The sequence below is a fragment of the Brevundimonas sp. LF-1 genome (genome assembly GCF_037055305.1).
In the GTDB taxonomy this organism is placed as follows: Bacteria; Pseudomonadota; Alphaproteobacteria; order Caulobacterales; family Caulobacteraceae; genus Brevundimonas; species Brevundimonas sanguinis.
Window position 1 is genome coordinate 1437264 of sequence record NZ_CP146349.1, and the last position, 18626, is coordinate 1455889.

The window sequence follows — 18626 nt, forward strand, 5'->3', positions numbered from 1 at the left end:
GAAACGGGTCAGACCCGCTTCAACGCTCCTGCCTTCTCCGCCTGATCTACGGCGGCGCGGATGTCGGCCTCGGACACGAAGTCGAACTGGGCGATCAGATCTTCAAGGCTGAAGACGTGCTGCGACAGCGCCCAGTGCATGGCGTGGGCCACAGGCCCGGCGTAGGCGGGGGCCGTCATGGCGGTGCGGCTGTAGCGGGTCAGCGCTTCTCGATAGGGCAGGGTGAAGCGATGGGCGCGCGGCGTCAGCCGTTCCTGCGCCATGGCGATCTCATCGCGGAAGGCGGATGAGGCGGCCAGTTGCGCCAGCCTCTGCCCCAGGCCCGCCAGGTGCTGTTGCAGGGCGCGGCCGCCGTCCTGACCGGATGGCGGCAGATAGGCCCGGAAGGCGGGGTCCTGCATGGCGGCCTGTTCCAGCAGGTTGAAAAGGATGCGGCCATGCAAGGCGGCGATGGAGAAGGTGATGTGCAGCGACGCCGCGTCTTGGGCCAGGGCGTCGTGGTAGCAGCCGCGCGGCAGGTAAAGCACGTCGCCCGGCCGCATCATCACCTCGGCCAGCAGGCGGCCCTTCGTCTGGTCGAACCAGCGGCGCATGTCGCCGACGTCGGACGGCATCTCGACCGGGGCGTCGGCGCGGTTCTCATAGATGCGCCACAGTTTCTCGCCCTCGGTCTGAACGGCGAAGACATCCGTCAGGTCGAAATGGGCGCCGAAAGCCTGCACCCCCTTGAACGAGCAATAGATATTGGCGCCCGCGCTGGCTGCGAAGGTGCGGCTGAGGACAGAGGACAGTTCGGCGATCGGCTGGGTCAGATCCTGCACGTCGCCGGCGATCAGGCTGGCCCCCTCGGCGACGAACAGCGCCACCTTGGCCGGCTCGGGGCGGAAGGCCGGCCCGGATTGGGTCTGGACGGTGCTGCAATAGCGTTCGGGCGGCACGGGCTGGGTGTTCTGCACCAGTTTCAGGCTCTGGGCCGTCCAGATCGAGGGCTGGTTCAGCAGGCCGTTGAACGTCGACCAGTCCAGCAGGGCCCGCTTGGCGGCGCCTGCTTCCGCGGGGATATGCAGCGGTTTTCGGCCGTGGAATTCGGCGAAGAAACGATCAGGCGTGATCGGGTGGAGAAGATCGTCCAAGGTACGCATGGCGCGATGCTAAAGCGGCGCCGTTTTTCTGTCGATACGATCCCATGGCCCTTGCTCCGTCTCCCGCCTCCGTCGCCGCCGCACGCGAGGCTCTGGCCGCCGCCGATCCAGCCCTGGCGCGCGCCCACGCCTCGACGCCCGTGTTTGAATGGCGGTTGAGGCCCGGCGGCTATGAGGGCCTGTTCCGCATGATCGTGGAGCAGCAGGTCTCGGTGGCGGCCGCCGCCTCGATCTGGAAACGGGTGGTCGAGGGGCTGGACGGGCAGGTGACGCCCGAGGCGGTTCTGGCGCGCGATGTCGAGACGCTGCGGAGCTTCGGCCTGTCCGGCCAGAAGGCGAAGTACGGCCATGAGATCGCCCGCGCCCAGACCGAGGGTCATATCGACTTCGACCATCTGGAGCGGTTGGACGACGCCGAGGCCATCGCCGCCCTTGTGGCCATCAAGGGGTGGGGCGGTGGACGGCCGAGACCTTCCTGATGTTCTGCGAGGGGCGACAGGACGTCTTCCCCGGCGGCGACGTGGCCCTGCAGGAGGCCATGCGCTGGGCGGACCGCGCCGAGGACCGTCCAAATGAGAAACAGGCCTACGCCCGGGCCGAGATCTGGCGGCCGCATCGCTCGGTGGCGGCGCATTTGCTCTGGGGGTGGTATGGTGGCGTTCGGCGCGGCGAAATCGCGCTGGACGAGGGCGCCTGATCCTCGTCTTCATGAAGGCTGGGGGCGACCCCGAAGACGGCGCCCGGCGGCGCCCTGGGGATGATGACGATGTTGGAGCCGATCGCGGGCGCAGACCTGGTTCGTCCGGCTGCGGTGCTGCCGCTGCTGGATTTCGCGGGCGTGGCCGTGTTCGCCGCCACCGGCGCCCTGGCGGCGTCCCGGGCCAAGCACGATGTTCTGACCTTCGCCTTTTTCGCCGCCGTCACCGGCATGGGCGGGGGCACCCTGCGCGACCTGTTGATCGGGGCGCCGGTCTTCTGGGTGCAGGACTGGGTCTATGTGGCGGTCTGTCTGGCGGTGGCGGTCGGCTTCTGGCTGCTGGGCGCGCGCTCGTGGCGGTTCCGGGCCTTGCTGTGGCTGGATGCGGTCGGGCTGGCGGCCTATGGCGTCATGGGGGCGGCCAAGGCGGCGTCCTATGGCGTGACGCCGTTGATCTGCATCGTCATGGGCGTGCTGACGGCCTGCTTCGGCGGCATTGTGCGCGACGTGCTGGCGCACCAGCCCTCCATCCTGCTGCGGCGCGAGCTGAACATCACCGCCGCCCTGGTCTCGGCGGCCCTGTTCGTCGGGCTGAAGGCCGTGAGCCTTCCCACATGGCCCGCTGTGGCGGTGGCTGTCGTGGCCGGGTTCGGCGTGCGGGCCGGCGCTCTGAAATGGGGCTGGAGCCTGCCCGCCTTCCCAACCGCCGCTTCGCGATATTGAACCCAACTGACGAGAACGCAGATGAAAGACCTTCCTGCCGCCTATGCAGCCGCGCCCCGTTGGCCCTTTGGCGACAGCCCTGAACTGGCTGATGAATTGCTGACCCTGGTGCTGGCCGGCGGCAAGCGCGCGACCTGTTCGTCGCTGGCGTCGTGCGAGGCCGACATCATGCCGACCGTGGGCGAGGTCAGCGTCATTCTGGACGGCGCCGGCGTTCCTCGCTGCGCGATCCGCACGACCGAGGTCGAGATCATGCCCTTCGAGCAGGTTAGCGAGGACTTCGCCCGGGCCGAGGGGAGGGCGACCTGAGCTACGAATGGTGGCGCGACGCCCATGAGGCCTATTTCCGCCGCGAAGGCGCCTGGGCGCCGGGCATGAAGGTGGTCTGCGAACGCTTTGAACTGGTCGAGGAGTTCTGACCGCCGCGTCACGAAAACGCGCCGTATCTGTCATGGCGATGCGGGAGAATCAGGCGTAGGGTTTCGCCATCAGACCAAGGAAGGAGACGTGTCTTCAGTCCTGTCGCGTCGATAACCCCCGTATCTGCGGGAGGGCCTGATGCAGGTCCTGACCCGTCCGCCGTCCGGCTTTCCAGCCCTGGTGCTGAACGCCGATTTCAGGCCCTTGTCCTACTTCCCTTTGTCGCTTTGGCCCTGGGAAGAGGTGGTCAAGGCCGTGTGGCAGGACCGCGTCGACGTGGTCGCCACCTATGACAAGGTCGTGCGAAGCCCCTCGCTGGAGATGCAGCTGCCCAGCGTGGTCTGCCTGAAGTCCTATGTGGACCAGGACCGCAAGCCGGCCTTCACCCGTTTCAACGTCTTCCTGCGCGACGGTTTCGCCTGTCAGTACTGCGGCGAGCCGGGCACGTCCCAGGACCTGACCTTCGACCACGTCATCCCGCGTTCGCGCGGCGGGCGCACGACGTGGCAGAACATCGTCGCCGCCTGCGGACCCTGCAACCTGAAGAAGGGCGGCCGCACGCCCGGCCAGGCGCAGATGCCCCTGCGCCGCACCGCCCACCAACCCAGCGCCTGGCAGCTGCAACAGGCGGGACGTCGTTTCCCGCCGCACTTCCTGCACCAGAGCTGGCTCGACTATCTCTACTGGGACATCGAGCTGGAACCCTAGGCCGGGCGGCATGAAAAAGGCCCGCCGAGGCGAGCCTTGAAGTTTTCAGCTCCAGAAGCGACGGAAAGCGAATGCTTCCCGTCGCCCTGTTTGACCTTCGTTCCGATTAGAACTTCAGACGCAGGCCGAAGGTGTAGTAGCGGCCAATCGCATCATAAGTCTGCGGGAAGGTGTTCCCGTTGTTGGACGCCGTGGTGCCGATGTTCGAGCCGACCTCGGGGGCGCCTCGTTCAGCAGGTTGTTGACCGTCGCCGTGAAGCGCACGGTTTCGGTGAGGTCCCAACGCGCGGTCAGATCGAAGTAGTTGTAGGCGTCGATCTTGGCGTAGGGGGCGTACCAGTTGCCGGTGCCCGGTTCGACCACGGCGCCGTCCAGGTGACGCCACTGCAGCGAGGCGGCGTAGTCGCCCAGCGACCAGGTCGCACGGCTGGTCCAACGCTGCTTCAGGCGCGGCTCGCCGCACGAGGTCGAGTAGAAGCCGACGCAGTCGCGCAGGATCGACGACGGGGTGGCCTGGCTCTCGTTCTTGGTGACGATGTTGCCGTTGACGCTCAGGTCGATCCGGCCGACGTCGCCGAAGCCGTAGTCCGACAGTTCGACGCGATAGTTGGCCGCCAGGTCGAAGCCCGACACCCGCTCATTGCCCAGGTTGGACAGCAGCAGGGCCACGCCCGGGGATTCAACGCCGTTCAGCGTGCCGTTGGCCGTGTTGCGGCCGATGAGCTGACAGAACTCGTTGAACGTCAAGCTCGGGTTCAAAGCCGTGCTGTAGCAGCCCTGGATGACGTCATTGACGCTGTTGCTGCTGACGGTCTTGTCGATCTTGATGTCGTAGTAGTCCAGGCTCAGACGCAGGCTCGGCACGAACGCCGGTTGCCAGACGGCGCCGATGGTCCAGGTGTCGGCTTCTTCCGGCCCCAGGTTCGGGTTGCCGCCGGTGAGCACGTTGACCTGGCCCGAGTTCGGCGGCGCGACGAAGCCGACGGCTGCGGTCGGAACGCCCGTCAGACGGCACAGATTGCTGAGCGTGCCGGCCGAGGTGGCTTGGCCCGCGTTGATGCTGGCGCCTTGGCAGGGGTCGACGGCCAGGTTGCTCAGGCCGGTGACCTGCGGGTTGAACAGCTCGCCGATGTTCGGGGCGCGGGTGGCGCGCTGGAACATGGCGCGGACGCGGACGTCCTCGATCGGCGACCAGTCGCCGCCGATCTTGTAGCTGCCGTAGTCGGTCTTGGCGCCCGAGGCTTCGAACTCGGTGTAGCGGTAGCCCGCTTCCAGGTTCAGGCTCTGGACGAAGGGCAGGTTCTCGACCAGCGGGATCGACAGTTCGGCGAAGGCTTCGCGCATTTCGAACTGGCCTTCACGATCCGGAACCGGCGCCCCGGTGCCCAGGACTTCGCCGTTGATCTGGGACGGAGCATCGGCGCGCGTGGCGGCGCCGGAGCGACGCCATTCCAGGCCGAAGGCCGTCGCGATCGGGCGGGCGGCCCACGGGCTGCTCAGCTGCTCAGGCAGGACGCCCGAGATCGAGCCCGAGATCACATCCTGGTCGATCGAGGTCTTATTGATCGAGGCCAGGTTGATGTAGTCGATCATCGCTTGGGTGATCGAGCCTTCGGCGCCGAAGACGTTGATCGGCACGCAGCCGGCCACCGGGGTGGTGGTGCCCGGAGCGATACACTGGGTGGCCGAGGTCGTGTTCAGCGCATTGCGCAGCTTGGAGAGCGAGCCCCAGTCACGACGCGTCACCAGCTGCTCGGTCTCGCCGTGCGAGGCGTAGACGTCGTAGTTCCAGCTGGCGCCGATGTCGCCGCGGATGCCGGCCAGCAGTTGAACCGTCTTGTTCTCATAGTCCACCGGGCGGCTGCCCATCTCGGTGAAGCGACGGTTGATGGTCAGCGGAACGATGGTGGAACCGGCGGCGCCGGGGACGCAGCTGGCGGCCGGGATGCCGCGCGCCGCGCAGAGCTGCTGGCGCATCGGTTCAGGGATGAGCGGGTTGCCGATCGGCACGCTGTAGGTGTTGCCGAACGTCCCGGTCGGAGCGTTGTCCAGGGACACGTCGCTCTGGACGTAGGTCAGGTGGCTGTAGACCTCGGCCGCCGGGCTGATCTTGTAGGATCCCAGGGCGTTGATCTGATAACGGCTCAGCGGCGTTTGATACAGGTTGAACGGGTTGTAGTTATAGCCCGCCGAGTTGTAGCCGGGTGAGCCCGCCCCGATCAGGGCGCCGGTGGCCGGATTGATTTCGGCGCCGGACGGCAGCGGGGTCCCGCCAGCGACGGGCGTCACGCCAAAGCGGCCGGGGACCGAGGTGCCCGAACCGAGCGGAGCGCCAGTGTTCGACGAGCGCGCGACCAGACCCCACGGACGCTGATCCTGATACAGCGGGTCGGTCTTGGTGTAGCCGAAGCTGACGACGGCGTTGCCGCGGTCGTCGGCGAAGTTGCCGCCGATGGTCAGGTCGACTTTACGACGGATGGCGTCGTTTTCTTCGGACATGCCGTAGGATGAAGCAAACTCCACCCCTTCGAAGTTGTCCTTGAGGATGAAGTTGACGACGCCGGCGACGGCGTCAGCGCCGTACACGGCCGAGGCGCCGCCCGAGACGACGTCGATGCGCTCGACCAGCGCCACCGGGATGGTGTTGGTGTCGACGACGCCGGCCAGGTTGAACGGCACCACGCGGCGGCCGTTGATCAGCACCAGCGTACGGTTGGTGCCCAGGCCGCGCAGGTTGATGGTCGCGCCGCCGCCCGAGCCGTTGTTGGTGGCCGAACCGACAGCCGGAACGGCGGCCGGCAGGTCCTTGACCAGTTCTTCGACCGCGACCGGTTGCTCCAGGGCGATCTCTTCGGCCCCTACCGATGAGATCGGGCTGGCCGCCTCATAGCCCGGCTGGCGGATGCGCGAGCCGGTCACGACGATCGCGCTGACCTCGGACACTTCCTCGCTGACAGATTGCGCCATGACAGGCGTGGCCGCCATGAAGCCCAGCGCAGCTCCCCCGATTATTGTCGTTGCGAGCAACTGCTCGCGCATAAATCTCTTTTTCAAAAGAGGCCCCCATTGAAGAACGCGCGCCCATTATTGCTGAAGGTTCTTCCCCAGCCTGGGCCGCTACCGTACGTCACAATCGTCGACGTGAGCTTAGCTATAGCCATATGACAGCGCCCGGAAAAAGCCATGTTTAGGTCCAGAAGTCGAGTCTTGCCTTTTTTGCGCTTTATTTTCGTCGCTTTGACACATTTGCCACATTCTGGCGGCCCGCGCGGGTGGCGGCCCGTGCGGCGGCGCAAGAAGGACGGATCGCTCTAGCCCCGGTAAACTGCCTGGAGGCGACAGGCTTGCGTCGAGCCTGTCGTGGGATTGGGGACGATGGGAACTCACATCCGCCGTCTTTCGACAAAGCGGGCGCAGCTAGCCTGGCGCGCCTAGAGGTCTTGCTCAAGGCATAGGGCAACGGGCGCCCTGGCCGGTGCGAGTGTCGCGCAGGCGCTAGTTCGTCTTCGCCTGCGAGGCTTTCCACGCCTCTAGATATTCTAACCGTCTCAGTAATTTCGAGCCGGGGTCCAGCAGGATGTGCGCGCTTTCGGGGGTGGTGAAGGTCGCGCGGCCGTCGGTCATGGGCAAGGCGACCGGCTCGCCGTTCACCTCGACCTCGACCGGCAGGGGAAGGGGCGGCCGTTTCCGGTCTTCCACTCCAGAGTGACCTGGTCGTCCTGCCGCGACATGACAAGGTCGGGCAGGGCGGCCTGATAGAGGTAGGCGTCGAAGAACCAGCCCAGGTCGCGGCCGGTCACCTCATTGACGATGGCCATGTACTCGCGGGTCGTGGCGTAGCGCGGCTGGAAGTTGCCCGGCTTGGGATCGGCGCGGCCGTACACCAGGCGGCGCAGGCTCTCATAGAAGGCGTCGTCGCCGATGTAGAGGCGCAGGGTGTGGGCGATCAGCGCGCCCTTATAGTAGAGATCCAGCGCCGGGCCGGTCTTGTCGTCATAGACGGTCGCCGCGTCCTGCGACTGGCCGGACACGACCGGGAAGCGGTTCGCCAGGGTCAGCCGCATGGTCTGAAGTTCGGCCTGCATCGCCCGCTCGCCGTTCAGCCAGCGGGCGTAGAGGGCTGCATGTATGTGCCGAACCCTTCGTGCAGCCACATGTCGTCCCAGTCTGCGTTGGTCAGCTGATTGCCGAACCATTCGTGCGCCAACTCGTGCTGCAGCAGCCAGTCGTAGCCCTTGCCGTCCAGCTTATAGCCGTTGCCATAGGCGTTGATGGTCTGGTGCTCCATGCCCAGGTGCGGGGTCTCGACCACCCCCATCTTCTCGTCGCCGAAGGGGAAGGGGCCGATCGTCGCCTCATAGAAGTCGAGCATCTGCGGGAACTCGTCGAACAGGCGCTGCGCCTTGGCCGGATCGGCCGAGGCCAGGCGCCAGAAGCGCAACGGAATCACATGGCCGAGCCGGCTGTGATAGTCGGCGGCCATCTCCACATAGGGGCCGACGTTCAGGCTGATGGCGTAGGTGTCGGGCTGACGCGTCGTCCAGTTCCAGGTGGTCGTGCCGTCGCCATTGTCGCTCTTGCCCAGAAAGCGCCCGTTGGCGGGGGCGCTGAGGCTTGAGGGGACGGTGATATGCAGGTCGACCCGCTTCGGCTCGCCCTGCGGATGGTCGATGCAGGGCCAGAACAGATCGCAGCCCTCGCCCTGGACCGCGCTGGCGATCCACGGCTGGCCGTTGGGCGTGGTCGTCCAGACGAAGCCGCCGTCCCAGGGCGCGCGCTTGGCCTGATGCGGGCGGCCGGCGTAAACGATGCGGACGCTGGCCGTCTCCCCGGTCTTAAGAGGGCGGGGCAGGGGGATGGTCAGCCGTCCCTCGGGGTTGGACCAGTCGGCGACCGCCTGACCGTCCACGGTGACGGCGGCGATGGCGAAGACGGCGTCCAGCTCGACCCCGACCGCCGCTGTCGGCGCTGTAGCGGTGAAGTCCAGAACGGCGACGCCTTCGAGCGACTGCGTCTCGGGCAGCAGTTTGAAGGACAGGTCCGCCTTGTCGAAACGCAGGGCCAGTTGTTCAGGCGTACGCGGCGTGCCGCTGGACAGGGTGAAGGCGGAGGTTTCGCGCGCGGCCTCCTGGGCGAAGGCTGGGGACGACAATAGGGCCGTGGTCAGGCAGAGGGCGGCGAGAGGACGCAAGGCTGTGGCTCCGGCTGGACGAGCTGTGAGGGTAGCGGGAGCGCGCTCAAAGAAAAAGGCCGGTGTTTCCACCGGCCTCTTCAAAATCCGTCAGCTGACGCCAATCAGGCGGCGGCTTGCTCGGCCAGCTTGGCGCGGACCTGACGCTTGATGCGCAGGGCGGCGATCGACAGCTGCTCGTCGCGCGCCTTGACGATGAAGGCGTCCAGGCCGCCCTTGAAGTCCAGGGTGCGAAGCGCGGCGTTCGAGATACGCAGCGAGAAGGTTTGGCCCAGAGCGTCCGACTGAACCTTGACCGTCTTCAACGACGGCAGGAAACGACGCTTGGTCTTGATGTTGGAGTGGCTCACGTGATTGCCGACCATGGGGCCGATACCGGTGAGTTCGCAGCGACGCGACATCTGAAGATCCTCAAGGTCACATCCGCAATACCGGCGCGGACGCATGAAACAGGGGCGCGGCAAGCCAAGGAGGCCTGCGCGAGAGGGGGCCGTATAGAGGAATGAATCGTCGGGCGTCAAGGCCGGAGTCGTGGCGCAGTACGCGTCGAGTCATTGTGAAGGCGAGGGATCACCTTCGTTCAGCAGCCGTTCAAGCCCTGACTATATAGAGAACCCCATGATGAGTCCCATGAACGGCAAATCCATGAAGACCCTGCCCAACCTGGCCAAGCTGATGGCCGTCGCCGCCCCCATGGTCGCGGGCGCTGTTATGCTGGCCGCGCCCGCGTCGGCGCCCCAGGCCCAGTCGGCCGCCCAATCCGAGGTCCTGCCCGGTTATTGGGAATACACTACAAGCGTGATGGGCGCTCGCGACACCGAGCAGAAATGCGTTCGTCCCAGCGAGATCAACCGCTTCTTCGGCGGCCTGTCGACGCGTAAATGGCGCTGCACCTACCCCACGCGCGAGGTCGGCGACGGCAAGGCCCGCTTTGAAGGCAGCTGTCAGGACCGCAAGGGCCGCCGCATCAACGTGCGTCTGAACGGGACCTATGAGGAGCAGGCCTTCCGCTTCAACGGCGGCGCCCAGCTGGCGCGCGGGACGCCCTACATCCCCGCCAGCATCACGGCGCGGCGGCTGGCCGCCCAATGCCCGGCCGGTGCGGAGTATTTCTAAACTCAGCGGTTCGGCCCAAAACAAAAGGCCCGGCGTCGCCGCCGGGCCTTTTCATTATCGGCAGGCGCCTTAGATCAGGCGGCTTCAGCCTCTTCGGCCGCAGGAGCCACCGGCTTCTTGGCGCTGAGCGACTTGCCCAGCAGAGCCATGGCGGCGTCCTTGTCGATCTTGTTCGCAGCGGCGACTTCACGGGCCATGCGGTCCAGAGCCGATTCGTAGAGCTGACGCTCCGAATAGGATTGTTCCGGCTGGGTGTCGGCGCGGTGCAGATCGCGGACCACTTCGGCGATCGAGATCAGGTCGCCCGAGTTGATCTTGGCTTCATATTCCTGGGCGCGACGCGACCACATGGTGCGCTTGACGCGGGCGCGGCCCTTCAGGGTCGTCAGGGCCTTGGACACGGTGTCGTCGGCGGCCAGGGTGCGCAGACCGGCGGTCTTGGCCTTTTTGGTCGGGACGCGCAGGGTCATTTTCGTGCTCGAAGGTCACGACGTAGACCTCGAGCGCCATGCCGGCGACTTCCTGAGTCTCGATCGCGGCGACCTTGCCGACGCCGTGCGCGGGATAGACCACCGCATCGCCAACCTTGAATTCCAGACCGGTCTTGCTCGTCATGTCATTCCTTTCCCGAACCGAAGGGCGAGATCTCCGCCGTGTCTTTCAAAGCAAAATCCGCCCGGCCGCCGGGCAAGGAGCCAGGCGGTTGAGCGGAGGTGGTATTGTCAGACGCGAAAAAGGATCACCGAACCTCTGGCCGACCCCGTCCTCGCGGCGAGGTTCTGTCGTAAATGCCGGCGGCGCGCAGACTTGCGGTACCGCCCGTTTCGAATAGGGAGGAACCTATCATAAAATTAGGAAATCTCAAAACATCCACAGGGCCGTCGGCGACGACTGGCACATTGTGACTGCAATGTGGCGCGTTCTTAGGAGCCTTTGCCCGGCTTGGGGCTGAAATACTTCTCGAACTTGCCGGTTTCGCGCTCGTACTGCTCGCGGTCCGCCGGGGGACGCCCTTGACGGTGATGTTGGGCCAGACCTTGGCGTATTCGGCGTTGACCTGCAGCCACTTGCCATCCGGCTCGTCCTCAGTATCGGGGACGATGGCGTCGACGGGGCACTCGGGCTCGCACACGCCGCAGTCGATGCACTCGTCAGGGGCGATGACCAGGAAGTTCTCGCCCTCGTAGAAGCAGTCCACCGGACACACCTCGACGCAGTCCATGAACTTACATTTCACGCAGGCGTCGGTGACGATGTAGGTCATGGCGTTTCGGGCGGGCCTGTGGCAGCGAGGAGGTCGAGGGCGGGCACATGGCCCCGACGGAACCAACTGTCAACCGACGGCGCTGTTGCAACGCTGTTCAGGCCCGACGGCGCCGGGCCGCGCTTCCTTTCGCCAACGCCAAATCGTCATCTTCCTGGAGGCAGCCCTATGACTTTCAATCAAGGTTTCATCCCTCGCTCGGCTCTCGGCCGCATCGGCGCCGCCGGCGTGGCGCTTAGCCTGCTGACAGGCGGCGCGGTCGTCGCCCAGGCCGCCATGACCAAGGTCCCGGCCGAAGTGCAGGCTGGCGACTACAAGCTGGATTCCGCGCACGGCAAGATCACCTGGTCGGTCGATCATCTGGGCTTCTCGACCTATGTCGGCCAGTTCGTGAACGTGCAGGCCGAGCTGAAGCTAGATCCCGCTAATCCGTCCGCCAGCACCCTGACCGCAACCATTCCGCTGACGGACGTGGCGTCCAACTCCGACGGCTTGAACAAACACCTGCAGACGGCGGACTTCTTCGACACCGCCAACCACCCCGTCGCCACCTTCCGATCGACGCGGATCATGATCGACGCCGACGACCCCGGCGAGGCGACGGTTCACGGCGATCTGACGTTGCGCGGCGTGACCCGCCCGGTCGTGATGGAGGTCGAGTTCAATCAGGCCGGTCCGACGCGCGGCGGCTACAAGGCCGGGTTCGACGGCGAGGCGACGATCAAACGGTCCGACTTCGGCATCAACTTCGGCCTGCCCGCACTGGGCGACGAGGTGAAGCTGCACATCGAAGGCGAGTTCGTGAAGCCGCAGGGCTGAGTTCTCCTCCCCATTGCAGGGGAGGAGAGGGGTTAGTCCAGCGCCTCATACAGGGCGCGCGCTTCCTCTGGCGGGCCGCGCCTTTCGCCCGTCTGCACCACGCGCACGGCGACCAGCCGCCCGCCCTGGGCGAACAGCACCTCGTCGCCGGGGTGAACGCTGCGGCTCGGCTTGTCGAGGCGCGCCTGGACGCCGTTGTGCGTGAGGCGGATCGCGCCCTTCTCGACCATAGAGGCGGCCAAGCTGCGGGTCTTGGCGAAGCGCGCCCGCCACAGCCAGAGGTCGATGCGACAGCTCTCCACGCTCATTCGGCGGTCTTGCCGGCCGCCGCTCTGCGAGGGCGTCGCCGGGGTCTGCGCGCCGTCTTGGGCGTGGCTGAGGGGCCGGGCGCGCCGGCTGGCTCAGCTGGGCGAGGGCGGCGAAGGGCGATCCTTGGGCGGCGGCGTGGGCGTGCCGGGGCGCGGCGCCCGCTCGGCGCGCGGCGTACGCAGGGCGGCCTGGATCGCCTTGGCCTGATCCGCCGTCCAGCCGAGCGCATCCAGCGCTTCTGCTGACAGCGGCTCCTTGCCCGCCGCCCGCGCCGCGTCAGCGAGAGCTTCCAGCGCCTCGACCGGCGCTGTCCAGCGGTCGACCGCGCGTCGGCCGAAGGCGGACAGAGCGCGCGCCGAGGGCGCCGGCTCCGGCAGGGGCAGCAGGCCCTCGCCTGCCAGGCCGTTGGCCGCCTCGCGGGGCAGAAAGGCCTGGGCCAGCGCCGCGCCGCGCGGCTTCGTCACGCCCGGCAGCCAGACCGAATGGGCGCCGACGCGGATGGCGAAGGTCTTCAGCGTGCGCCGCTCATGCTGGCTCAGCGCCGCCAGGTCGCGCTCGACCTCGCGTCGGGGGATCAGGCCGCCCGCCTCGATCAGGCGGAAGGCCAGGCCGCGCGGCAGGCCGGTCAGGGCGCCGCTCTCGATCGCATGGCGCAGCCGTTTCAGCGGCTTCAGCGCGCGTCCGGCCTCGCCCGCCAGCCAGGCCTCCATGCGCCGCTCGGCCCGCTCGCGCGCCGGCGCCGGCCCCAGCTCGCCCAGCAGCCGCACGCGTGGCGAGAAGGGGTCTTCGTTGACGATGCGGCCGGTCAGGGCCCCGGTCCACAGAACTCCGCCGTCGGGCGTGACGCCGAAGGCCGCGTCCTCGTCCGCCGCCAGTCGTCCCAGCCGCCGCGCCACCTCGGGCCCGACGGCGCGCGTCGCGGCCTGTCGCAGCGCCCGGTCGGCCAGGGCCGAGCCGCCCGCGTCGACGGTGAAGCGCACCCCGTCCAGATGGCCGACCACCTCGCCCTCGACCGTCACCTCGCCGTCGTCGGCCACGCCCGCCAGCACGTCCGAGCGCACATGCAGCGCTCGCATCAGGGCCGCCGTGCGCCGGTCGACGAAGCGCGCCGTCAGCCGCTCGTGCAGCACGTCGCTGAGCCGCTCCTCCAGCGCCTTGGTCTTGTCGCGCCACTCCTGCGCGCCCGCCATCCAGTCGGGCCGGTTGGCGATGTAGCTCAGCGTCCGCACCCCCGACAGCCGCGCCGAAAGCTGGTCGATCTGGCCGTCGTCGCGGTCCAGGTCGTTGAAACGCGGCGCCACCCAGTCCTCGGTCAGCCGCCCGCGTCGGCTGGTCAGGGCGGTGAAGATCTCCTTCGACAGGCGGGCATGCTCGTCCAGCGTCGTCTTCTGGAAGTCCGGCAGCTGGCATGCCTCCCACAGCCGCATCAGGGCGCCGCGCGAGCGGGCGATCTTCCTGACGTCCTCATCGACCGCAAAGCGCCGCAGCAGGGTTTCGTCCAACGCCTGGGCCGTCAACCGCAGTCCATGACGGTCCGGCGTCACCGTCAGCGAGCGCAGCAGGTCGGGCAGGGTGTCGAAGTCCAGCCGCCCGCTGCGCCATTCGGCCGCCTCGACCGGATCGAAGCGATGCTCGACCACCTGTTCGACCAGATCCTCGTCCAGCTCTTCGGCCTCGCCCGTGACGCCGAAGGTCCCGTCGCGCAGGTGCCGCCCGGCCCGCCCGGCGATCTGGCCGATCTCGGCGGCGTGCAGCCAGCGCGTGCGCCGCCCGTCGAACTTCCGCAGGCCCGCAAAGGCCACATGGTCCACGTCCATGTTCAGCCCCATGCCGATGGCGTCGGTGGCGACCAGGAAGTCCACCTCGCCCGACTGGAACAGCTCGACCTGGGCGTTGCGGGTGCGGGGGAAAGCGAGCCCATGACTACGGCCGCCCCGCCCCTCTGTCGGCGCAGCAGCTCGGCGATGGCGTAGACCTGCTCGGTCGAAAAGGCGACGACGGCGCTGCGGCGGGGCAGGCGGGTCAGCTTCTTCGACCCGGCGTAAGACAGCGTCGACAGACGCTCGCGGGTCACGATCTCCGCATCCGGAACCAGCGACCGCATCAGCGGCGCCATCGTCCCGGCGCCCAGGAACATGGTCTCGAACCGCCCGCGCGCGTGCAGCAGCCTTTGCGTGAAGACGTGGCCCCGCTCGGGGTCGGCGACCAGCTGGATCTCGTCCACCGCCAGGAAGTCGACCGACCGCTCCAGCGGCATGGCCTCGACCGTACAGACGAAGAAGGCGGGGCGCGGCGGGACGATCTTCTCCTCGCCAGTGATCAGGGCGACGCAGGCCGCCCCGCGCCGCTTGACGATCCGCTCATAGATCTCGCGCGCCAGCAGCCGCAGCGGCAGGCCGATCATGCCCGAGCCATGGCCCAGCATCCGCTCCACCGCCAGGTGGGTCTTGCCAGTGTTCGTGGGGCCCAGGATCGCCGTGACGCGCGATGGAGCCATGCCTGCGGACCGATCGCTCATGACCCGCCCAAGGTGGCGAACCCCGCCCGCTTGCACAAGCGGGGCCGACAGGAAGAAAGCGGGGGCGAGGAATGGTAAGCGGAACCTTACCGCGCCCTGGAACACGGGCGAAACGAATCATGACCGAATCGGCGACGTTCACCGATTCAGGCTTTGTTCCCTACTAGGGATAGTAGCTTAACGCGCATTAACCACAACGACCAACCGTGGCGCGATCGTCGCCGAGCGATCCGTTTTCGCAGGGGCTTCCCTGACGCCTCAACCTCCTTTAGGCAGACGCGCGTGGCCCCGTAGCTCAGCTGCATAGAGCAAGGCTTTCCTAAAGCCGAGGTCGGAGGTTGGAGTCCTCCCGGGGTCGCCATTCCTGTCGAGACCACTTAGAACTGCCTCAAAACCAGTTAAGAGTGGCTCAACTTGCGATTCCGTCGCAATGACGGGGCGGCGACGTGCCGTTTCGAGTTCCAGTGCGCGGCCAGTTGCGCTGCGCACCGCGGCAGCTATGCGCCAAGAGCTGATATAGACGCCTCGTTCGAAACCGGCCCTTGGATCTATTCGGATTAGTCGGATCGCTAGCGGCACATCTCTAGCCATAAATTGGCGTTCCGGAATGGCCTGCCGCACCGGTGAAGAGGCTCTCAGATACCTTTCAGCAGCGCCTTCATCCTCGTCTGAGCCGCAAAACGTTTGCGCGCCAGCGTGGTCAGGGTGTGATCGACCGTGACATAGCCGCTCGCGCCAAGGGAGTCGTAATAGGCCTCGAACGCATCGACTGCGGCGATGAGCGCGTCGACGGCATCGGACACGGCGTCCGGGGCCGTCTTCCGTGACAGCCAGCCGTCCAGCGACAGCCCGGCCTTCTCCGCCCGCGCCGTCTCATAGAGACGCTGGGGCTCCGTCAGCCTCGCCGTCAGGGCGGCGAGCCGGCTCGCCCGCACAGCCGGGCCATAGATGTTCCTCCGCCGGTTACCAGGGCGCTCGTCGAAATCGAAGTCGGCCGCATAATCAGCGTCGGCGACGAACACGATCCGCGTCTCGCGACGAGGCTTGGGGGTTATGTCCACCAACTCACCCGACGGGCTTCGCCACACTCCGTGGAACTCCGCTGTCAGCATTATGGGTGCCCATTCCCAGATCGCCCATCCGTAGACCGGTGCCCCGCCTGCCGCTTCCACCTTCAGGCGGACACCCTCGTTACACCACCCGTAGCGACCGAGTGGGTCCTCGATTACCGGCACGAAGGCCGGCGGGGCGCCGCCCAGGGTTTCGGCAAAGGCCAGAACCGTCGCATCTATCTCCTGCGGCGTCGTCTCGGTCACGGCCGTCCCGTGGATGCGCTCTTCGGTCAGCTTCTCGAGCGCCGCAACGCGGATTTCCTCATCCGTCATCCGCATCGGATCACCAATTCCCTTTCAAGGCGCGTTCGGCGCGTTTCAGCGCGGCCGCATGGCGTTCGACCCAGCCTGGCGGAAGGTCGAGTTCGAGACTGAGGCTATGAACGCCGGTCTTGGGCTCGCCCGAAAACAGATCGCTCAGCATGATCGGCACCCGCTCAAGCTGAGTGAGAAAACGTCCGCCGATCCCGACCATCAACTCCCGAACCTCCTCGAACGCCGTGGGAACCACAGCAAAGCGAACCTTCTCTTCCCAAAGGACGAGTTGCTCGCAAAGGTCGGTGAAAAGCTCACAGGCACGCAGAATTTTCAGATCGGAACCCGCGACCCCGGGCTCCCCCAAGCATCCGCAAGCACCTCATTAAGCAGGCCCTCAAGCGCGGTTGAGAAGCGGCCCATCTCTGCGAAATGGGCCGAGTGCCACTGGATGAAAGCGTCTTCCGGGATGATTTGCGAAGGGCGGGTATAGAGGCCCCGATCCAGATGCCGCCAGCGAACGAGCCTCGGGCTCGGCAAGCGTACGCAGGAGCTCTGCCGTCAGCTTGTACTCCCAGTAGTCCGGCCGATCGAGAATGATTTGCTGGGCGAGGTAGCTGGCCTTTGCGAACGGCTCGAGGACCCGCCCTCGAAAGCGCTCTCGCGCCAGAGCGCCGGCCTTTCCAAGCACCTCACCCATCCGCGCTTCGTGGCCCCGCTTCCATTCGAAGAGTAGGCCCGAGGCGAACTGTTGCGGATCCGCGTCGATCATCTTGTGGCAGTTCCGGCAAAGCCAGATGGCATTAGTGATATCTCCGCGACCGGTATCCGGCATCGCCGGGTCGAACCGCGCCGAGCCGGGCCTCGCTCCGAAGATGTGGGCGGCCTCGCCGACATCCTGGTGAAGCGCAGAGGCGTGGTCGAATTGATCATCGACACCAAGTGGAAGCGCGTCGCACGCCAGATGGACGATCCCAAGCGAGGCGTGAGCCAGAGCGACATCTATCAGATGATCGCCTATGGCCAGCTCTACGACTGTACGGATCTGCTGTTGCTGTATCCTCATCATGCCGAGCTGGGATCGACCGTCGGCGTGTTCGGAACCCACCGGATCAAGGGCACCGCACGGCTTCTGCGAGGCGCCACCCTCGGCCTTCACGGCGATAGCAAGGCGGAACTCGGTGCTCTCGCGACTATCCGACCATTGAGCGGCCCGCCGTCACACCAGCGTCCTACAAGCTCAGATCCTCAACAAAACGCCGATTAACGACAGGGTCGATCCGATCGGCTTCGGCGAGAGCCCACGAGGCCCAGCTATGCAGTTCACTCGGCGCCTCCTGATCTCCTGAGTATGATGCGCGAACGGCAGCGACATATCGTCTGATCCGAGCGGCTCGCTCCAGCGCGTCGGCCCCGCTGATGAGTGCTTCAATCCGTGCGGCGGCTGCAGCTGCTTCTCTCGCAATGCGATCAGCTTCGGCCTTCTCCGCCGCTAGCTTAGCCTCTCGGACATTACGTTCGTGATCTTCGCAACGCCATTTGTGCCGTAGTAGCGCCCATTCTCGGGTGTCATCCTCGACCTGAAGAAGCAAGCCCTGGACTATCTCCGTGATCTGTTGGTCGAGCGGGACCTTGTCTTCCCGCCAGGTTTTCTTCGCAGGTGTACGATCGTCGTGATCGACGATGTCGAACCGCAGCCTCTCGGAGGCGGCGCGCTTGGAACTGCGCTGGCTCCTGTAAGAATACGCGGCCGGTTCAACCTCGACATGGAGAAATATGTAGGCCCAGAACCCGCCAACACTTACGCTGAAGCGCTCCCCGGCATGGGTGCTGCCGCTGGCCTTGCAGCCGAGACGCGCCAGTTCCGTCAGGATGCAAGACAGGACTCGCAACCGACGCTGTTGCACGGGCGTAGAAAATTTGGGGCCTTCGTAGGTAGAGAAGGAATAGGTGGAGCTGGAGGCAGGTTTTCGATCTGCGTCCTGCTTGAGAAGCCGGGTGACGATGGGGTGCGGCGTCGTCAGCGTGGCGGGCACCTTGACGGGTTTGACGGCGGCGCGGATGTCGGCCTGGACCTGCGCGAGATCCCGGAAGACTGGTCGCTCCGGAAGCGCGGCAACTTTCTCTCCATCCGATTGATCGACGTCTCGACCGTTGGGGACGTCCTCATAGGCCGGAAAGTAATTCGTCAGTGCGAACGGTAGCGGAGGGAGCGGCTCCACCTTTGCCGCCTTGCCAGCTTCCTTTCTAGCCCACCAACCCCGTGGCGGAACTGGGACGTTCGCGGCTTTGCACCGTTTGGCCAAGGCGACGTCGGATATCCCCATAGAAGCCGCCAGGGTCCTCATTGGT

Annotated in this window: 19 protein-coding genes, 1 tRNA gene and 3 pseudogenes; 9 read left to right on the forward strand and 14 right to left on the reverse strand. The window is 66.3% G+C overall.

The genetic code is table 11. The annotated features are described in order from the left end of the window. Nucleotides 1–8: 8 nt before the first annotated feature. Nucleotides 9–1142, reverse strand: a complete 1134-nt coding sequence (locus tag V8F63_RS07815) for a cupin domain-containing protein (protein WP_392354967.1) — start codon at nucleotides 1140–1142, stop codon at nucleotides 9–11. 44 nt (nucleotides 1143–1186) lie between these two features. Between V8F63_RS07815 and V8F63_RS07820 the strand changes: the two are divergent. The 5 genes and pseudogenes from V8F63_RS07820 to V8F63_RS07840 all read left to right on the forward strand — a co-directional run bounded on the left by V8F63_RS07820 (nucleotide 1187) and on the right by V8F63_RS07840 (nucleotide 3690). Next, nucleotides 1187–1839, forward strand: a pseudogene (locus V8F63_RS07820) (DNA-3-methyladenine glycosylase). Nucleotides 1840–1908: 69 nt separating this feature from the next. Next, a complete protein-coding gene (locus V8F63_RS07825) occupies nucleotides 1909–2562 on the forward strand; it encodes a trimeric intracellular cation channel family protein (protein WP_313633933.1) in 654 nt (217 codons plus the stop codon). A gap of 21 nt (nucleotides 2563–2583) precedes the next feature. Continuing rightward, the gene (locus tag V8F63_RS07830) at nucleotides 2584–2871 is read left to right on the forward strand and encodes an ASCH domain-containing protein (RefSeq protein WP_392354968.1); all 288 of its coding nucleotides are present in this window, start codon (nucleotides 2584–2586) and stop codon (nucleotides 2869–2871) included. Beyond that, nucleotides 2868–2981: an ASCH domain-containing protein gene (locus tag V8F63_RS07835; RefSeq protein WP_392355058.1), complete on the forward strand. Its 114-nt coding sequence runs from the start codon at nucleotides 2868–2870 to the stop codon at nucleotides 2979–2981. Before V8F63_RS07830 ends, V8F63_RS07835 begins: the two co-directional genes overlap by 4 nt. 136 nt (nucleotides 2982–3117) lie before the next feature. Beyond that, nucleotides 3118–3690: an HNH endonuclease gene (locus V8F63_RS07840; protein ID WP_201105680.1), complete on the forward strand. Its 573-nt coding sequence runs from the start codon at nucleotides 3118–3120 to the stop codon at nucleotides 3688–3690. 114 nt (nucleotides 3691–3804) lie between these two features. Here V8F63_RS07840 and V8F63_RS07845 read toward each other — a convergent pair whose 3' ends face one another. The 5 genes from V8F63_RS07845 to rpmB form a co-directional block, all read right to left on the reverse strand. Continuing rightward, nucleotides 3805–6675, reverse strand: coding sequence for a TonB-dependent receptor (locus V8F63_RS07845; RefSeq protein ID WP_392354969.1), 2871 nt, complete (start codon nucleotides 6673–6675; stop codon nucleotides 3805–3807). A 510-nt stretch (nucleotides 6676–7185) separates the two neighbouring features. Next, the gene (locus V8F63_RS07850; protein ID WP_392354970.1) at nucleotides 7186–7341 is read right to left on the reverse strand and encodes a hypothetical protein; all 156 of its coding nucleotides are present in this window, start codon (nucleotides 7339–7341) and stop codon (nucleotides 7186–7188) included. Then, nucleotides 7338–7775 (reverse strand): hypothetical protein, encoded by a 438-nt coding sequence (locus V8F63_RS07855; RefSeq protein WP_392354971.1) that lies wholly within the window; start codon nucleotides 7773–7775, stop codon nucleotides 7338–7340. Before V8F63_RS07855 ends, V8F63_RS07850 begins: the two co-directional genes overlap by 4 nt. A 14-nt stretch (nucleotides 7776–7789) precedes the next feature. Next, nucleotides 7790–8881 carry a M1 family metallopeptidase gene (locus tag V8F63_RS07860; RefSeq protein WP_392354972.1) on the reverse strand — a complete coding sequence of 364 codons (1092 nt, stop codon included), beginning with the start codon at nucleotides 8879–8881 and terminating at the stop codon, nucleotides 7790–7792. 104 nt (nucleotides 8882–8985) lie between these two features. Further along, entirely contained in the window at nucleotides 8986–9282 is a 297-nt protein-coding gene (gene rpmB / locus V8F63_RS07865) for a 50S ribosomal protein L28 (RefSeq protein ID WP_003170390.1), read from the reverse strand. Nucleotides 9283–9499: 217 nt separating this feature from the next. Between rpmB and V8F63_RS07870 the strand changes: the two genes are divergently transcribed. Beyond that, nucleotides 9500–9997, forward strand: a complete 498-nt coding sequence (locus V8F63_RS07870) for a DUF3617 family protein (RefSeq protein WP_025978495.1) — start codon at nucleotides 9500–9502, stop codon at nucleotides 9995–9997. Nucleotides 9998–10071: 74 nt separating this feature from the next. Here the strand turns inward: V8F63_RS07870 and V8F63_RS07875 are convergent. Both V8F63_RS07875 and fdxA read right to left on the reverse strand, forming a co-directional pair. Then, nucleotides 10072–10612 (reverse strand): annotated as a pseudogene (locus V8F63_RS07875) (CarD family transcriptional regulator). A 308-nt stretch (nucleotides 10613–10920) separates the two neighbouring features. Beyond that, a pseudogene (gene fdxA, locus V8F63_RS07880) lies at nucleotides 10921–11261 on the reverse strand (ferredoxin FdxA). A gap of 168 nt (nucleotides 11262–11429) precedes the next feature. On the opposite strand from fdxA, the gene V8F63_RS07885 reads away from it, so the two are divergent. Continuing rightward, complete coding sequence (locus tag V8F63_RS07885; RefSeq protein WP_392354973.1) at nucleotides 11430–12080, forward strand: YceI family protein; 651 nt, start codon at nucleotides 11430–11432, stop codon at nucleotides 12078–12080. Between the two features lie 32 nt (nucleotides 12081–12112). Here the strand turns inward: V8F63_RS07885 and V8F63_RS07890 are convergent, their stop codons facing one another. From V8F63_RS07890 to V8F63_RS07900, 3 genes are all read right to left on the reverse strand, one after another. Continuing rightward, nucleotides 12113–12388, reverse strand: a complete 276-nt coding sequence (locus V8F63_RS07890; protein WP_392354974.1) for an RNA-binding S4 domain-containing protein — start codon at nucleotides 12386–12388, stop codon at nucleotides 12113–12115. A gap of 93 nt (nucleotides 12389–12481) precedes the next feature. Then, the gene (locus V8F63_RS07895) at nucleotides 12482–14251 is read right to left on the reverse strand and encodes a phosphonate-binding protein (RefSeq protein ID WP_392354975.1); all 1770 of its coding nucleotides are present in this window, start codon (nucleotides 14249–14251) and stop codon (nucleotides 12482–12484) included. Continuing rightward, nucleotides 14209–14907, reverse strand: a complete 699-nt coding sequence (locus V8F63_RS07900; RefSeq protein WP_392354976.1) for a hypothetical protein — start codon at nucleotides 14905–14907, stop codon at nucleotides 14209–14211. Before V8F63_RS07900 ends, V8F63_RS07895 begins: the two co-directional genes overlap by 43 nt. A gap of 284 nt (nucleotides 14908–15191) precedes the next feature. Between V8F63_RS07900 and V8F63_RS07905 the strand changes: the two genes are divergently transcribed. Continuing rightward, nucleotides 15192–15268 (forward strand) — tRNA-Arg (locus tag V8F63_RS07905). A 274-nt stretch (nucleotides 15269–15542) separates the two neighbouring features. On the opposite strand, the gene V8F63_RS07910 is transcribed toward V8F63_RS07905, so the two are convergent. Together V8F63_RS07910 and V8F63_RS07915 are read right to left on the reverse strand one after the other, a co-directional pair. Continuing rightward, nucleotides 15543–16298, reverse strand: a complete 756-nt coding sequence (locus V8F63_RS07910; RefSeq protein WP_392354977.1) for a hypothetical protein — start codon at nucleotides 16296–16298, stop codon at nucleotides 15543–15545. 4 nt (nucleotides 16299–16302) lie between these two features. Then, nucleotides 16303–16641: a hypothetical protein gene (locus V8F63_RS07915; RefSeq protein WP_392354978.1), complete on the reverse strand. Its 339-nt coding sequence runs from the start codon at nucleotides 16639–16641 to the stop codon at nucleotides 16303–16305. A gap of 384 nt (nucleotides 16642–17025) precedes the next feature. Here V8F63_RS07915 and V8F63_RS07920 point away from each other — a divergent pair, with 384 nt between their 5' ends. Continuing rightward, entirely contained in the window at nucleotides 17026–17541 is a 516-nt protein-coding gene (locus tag V8F63_RS07920; protein WP_392354979.1) for a hypothetical protein, read from the forward strand. Here the strand turns inward: V8F63_RS07920 and V8F63_RS07925 are convergent. Continuing rightward, entirely contained in the window at nucleotides 17507–18496 is a 990-nt protein-coding gene (locus V8F63_RS07925) for a hypothetical protein (RefSeq protein ID WP_392354980.1), read from the reverse strand. The two genes, V8F63_RS07920 and V8F63_RS07925, sit on opposite strands and share 35 nt — an antisense overlap. Nucleotides 18497–18626: the final 130 nt, after the last annotated feature.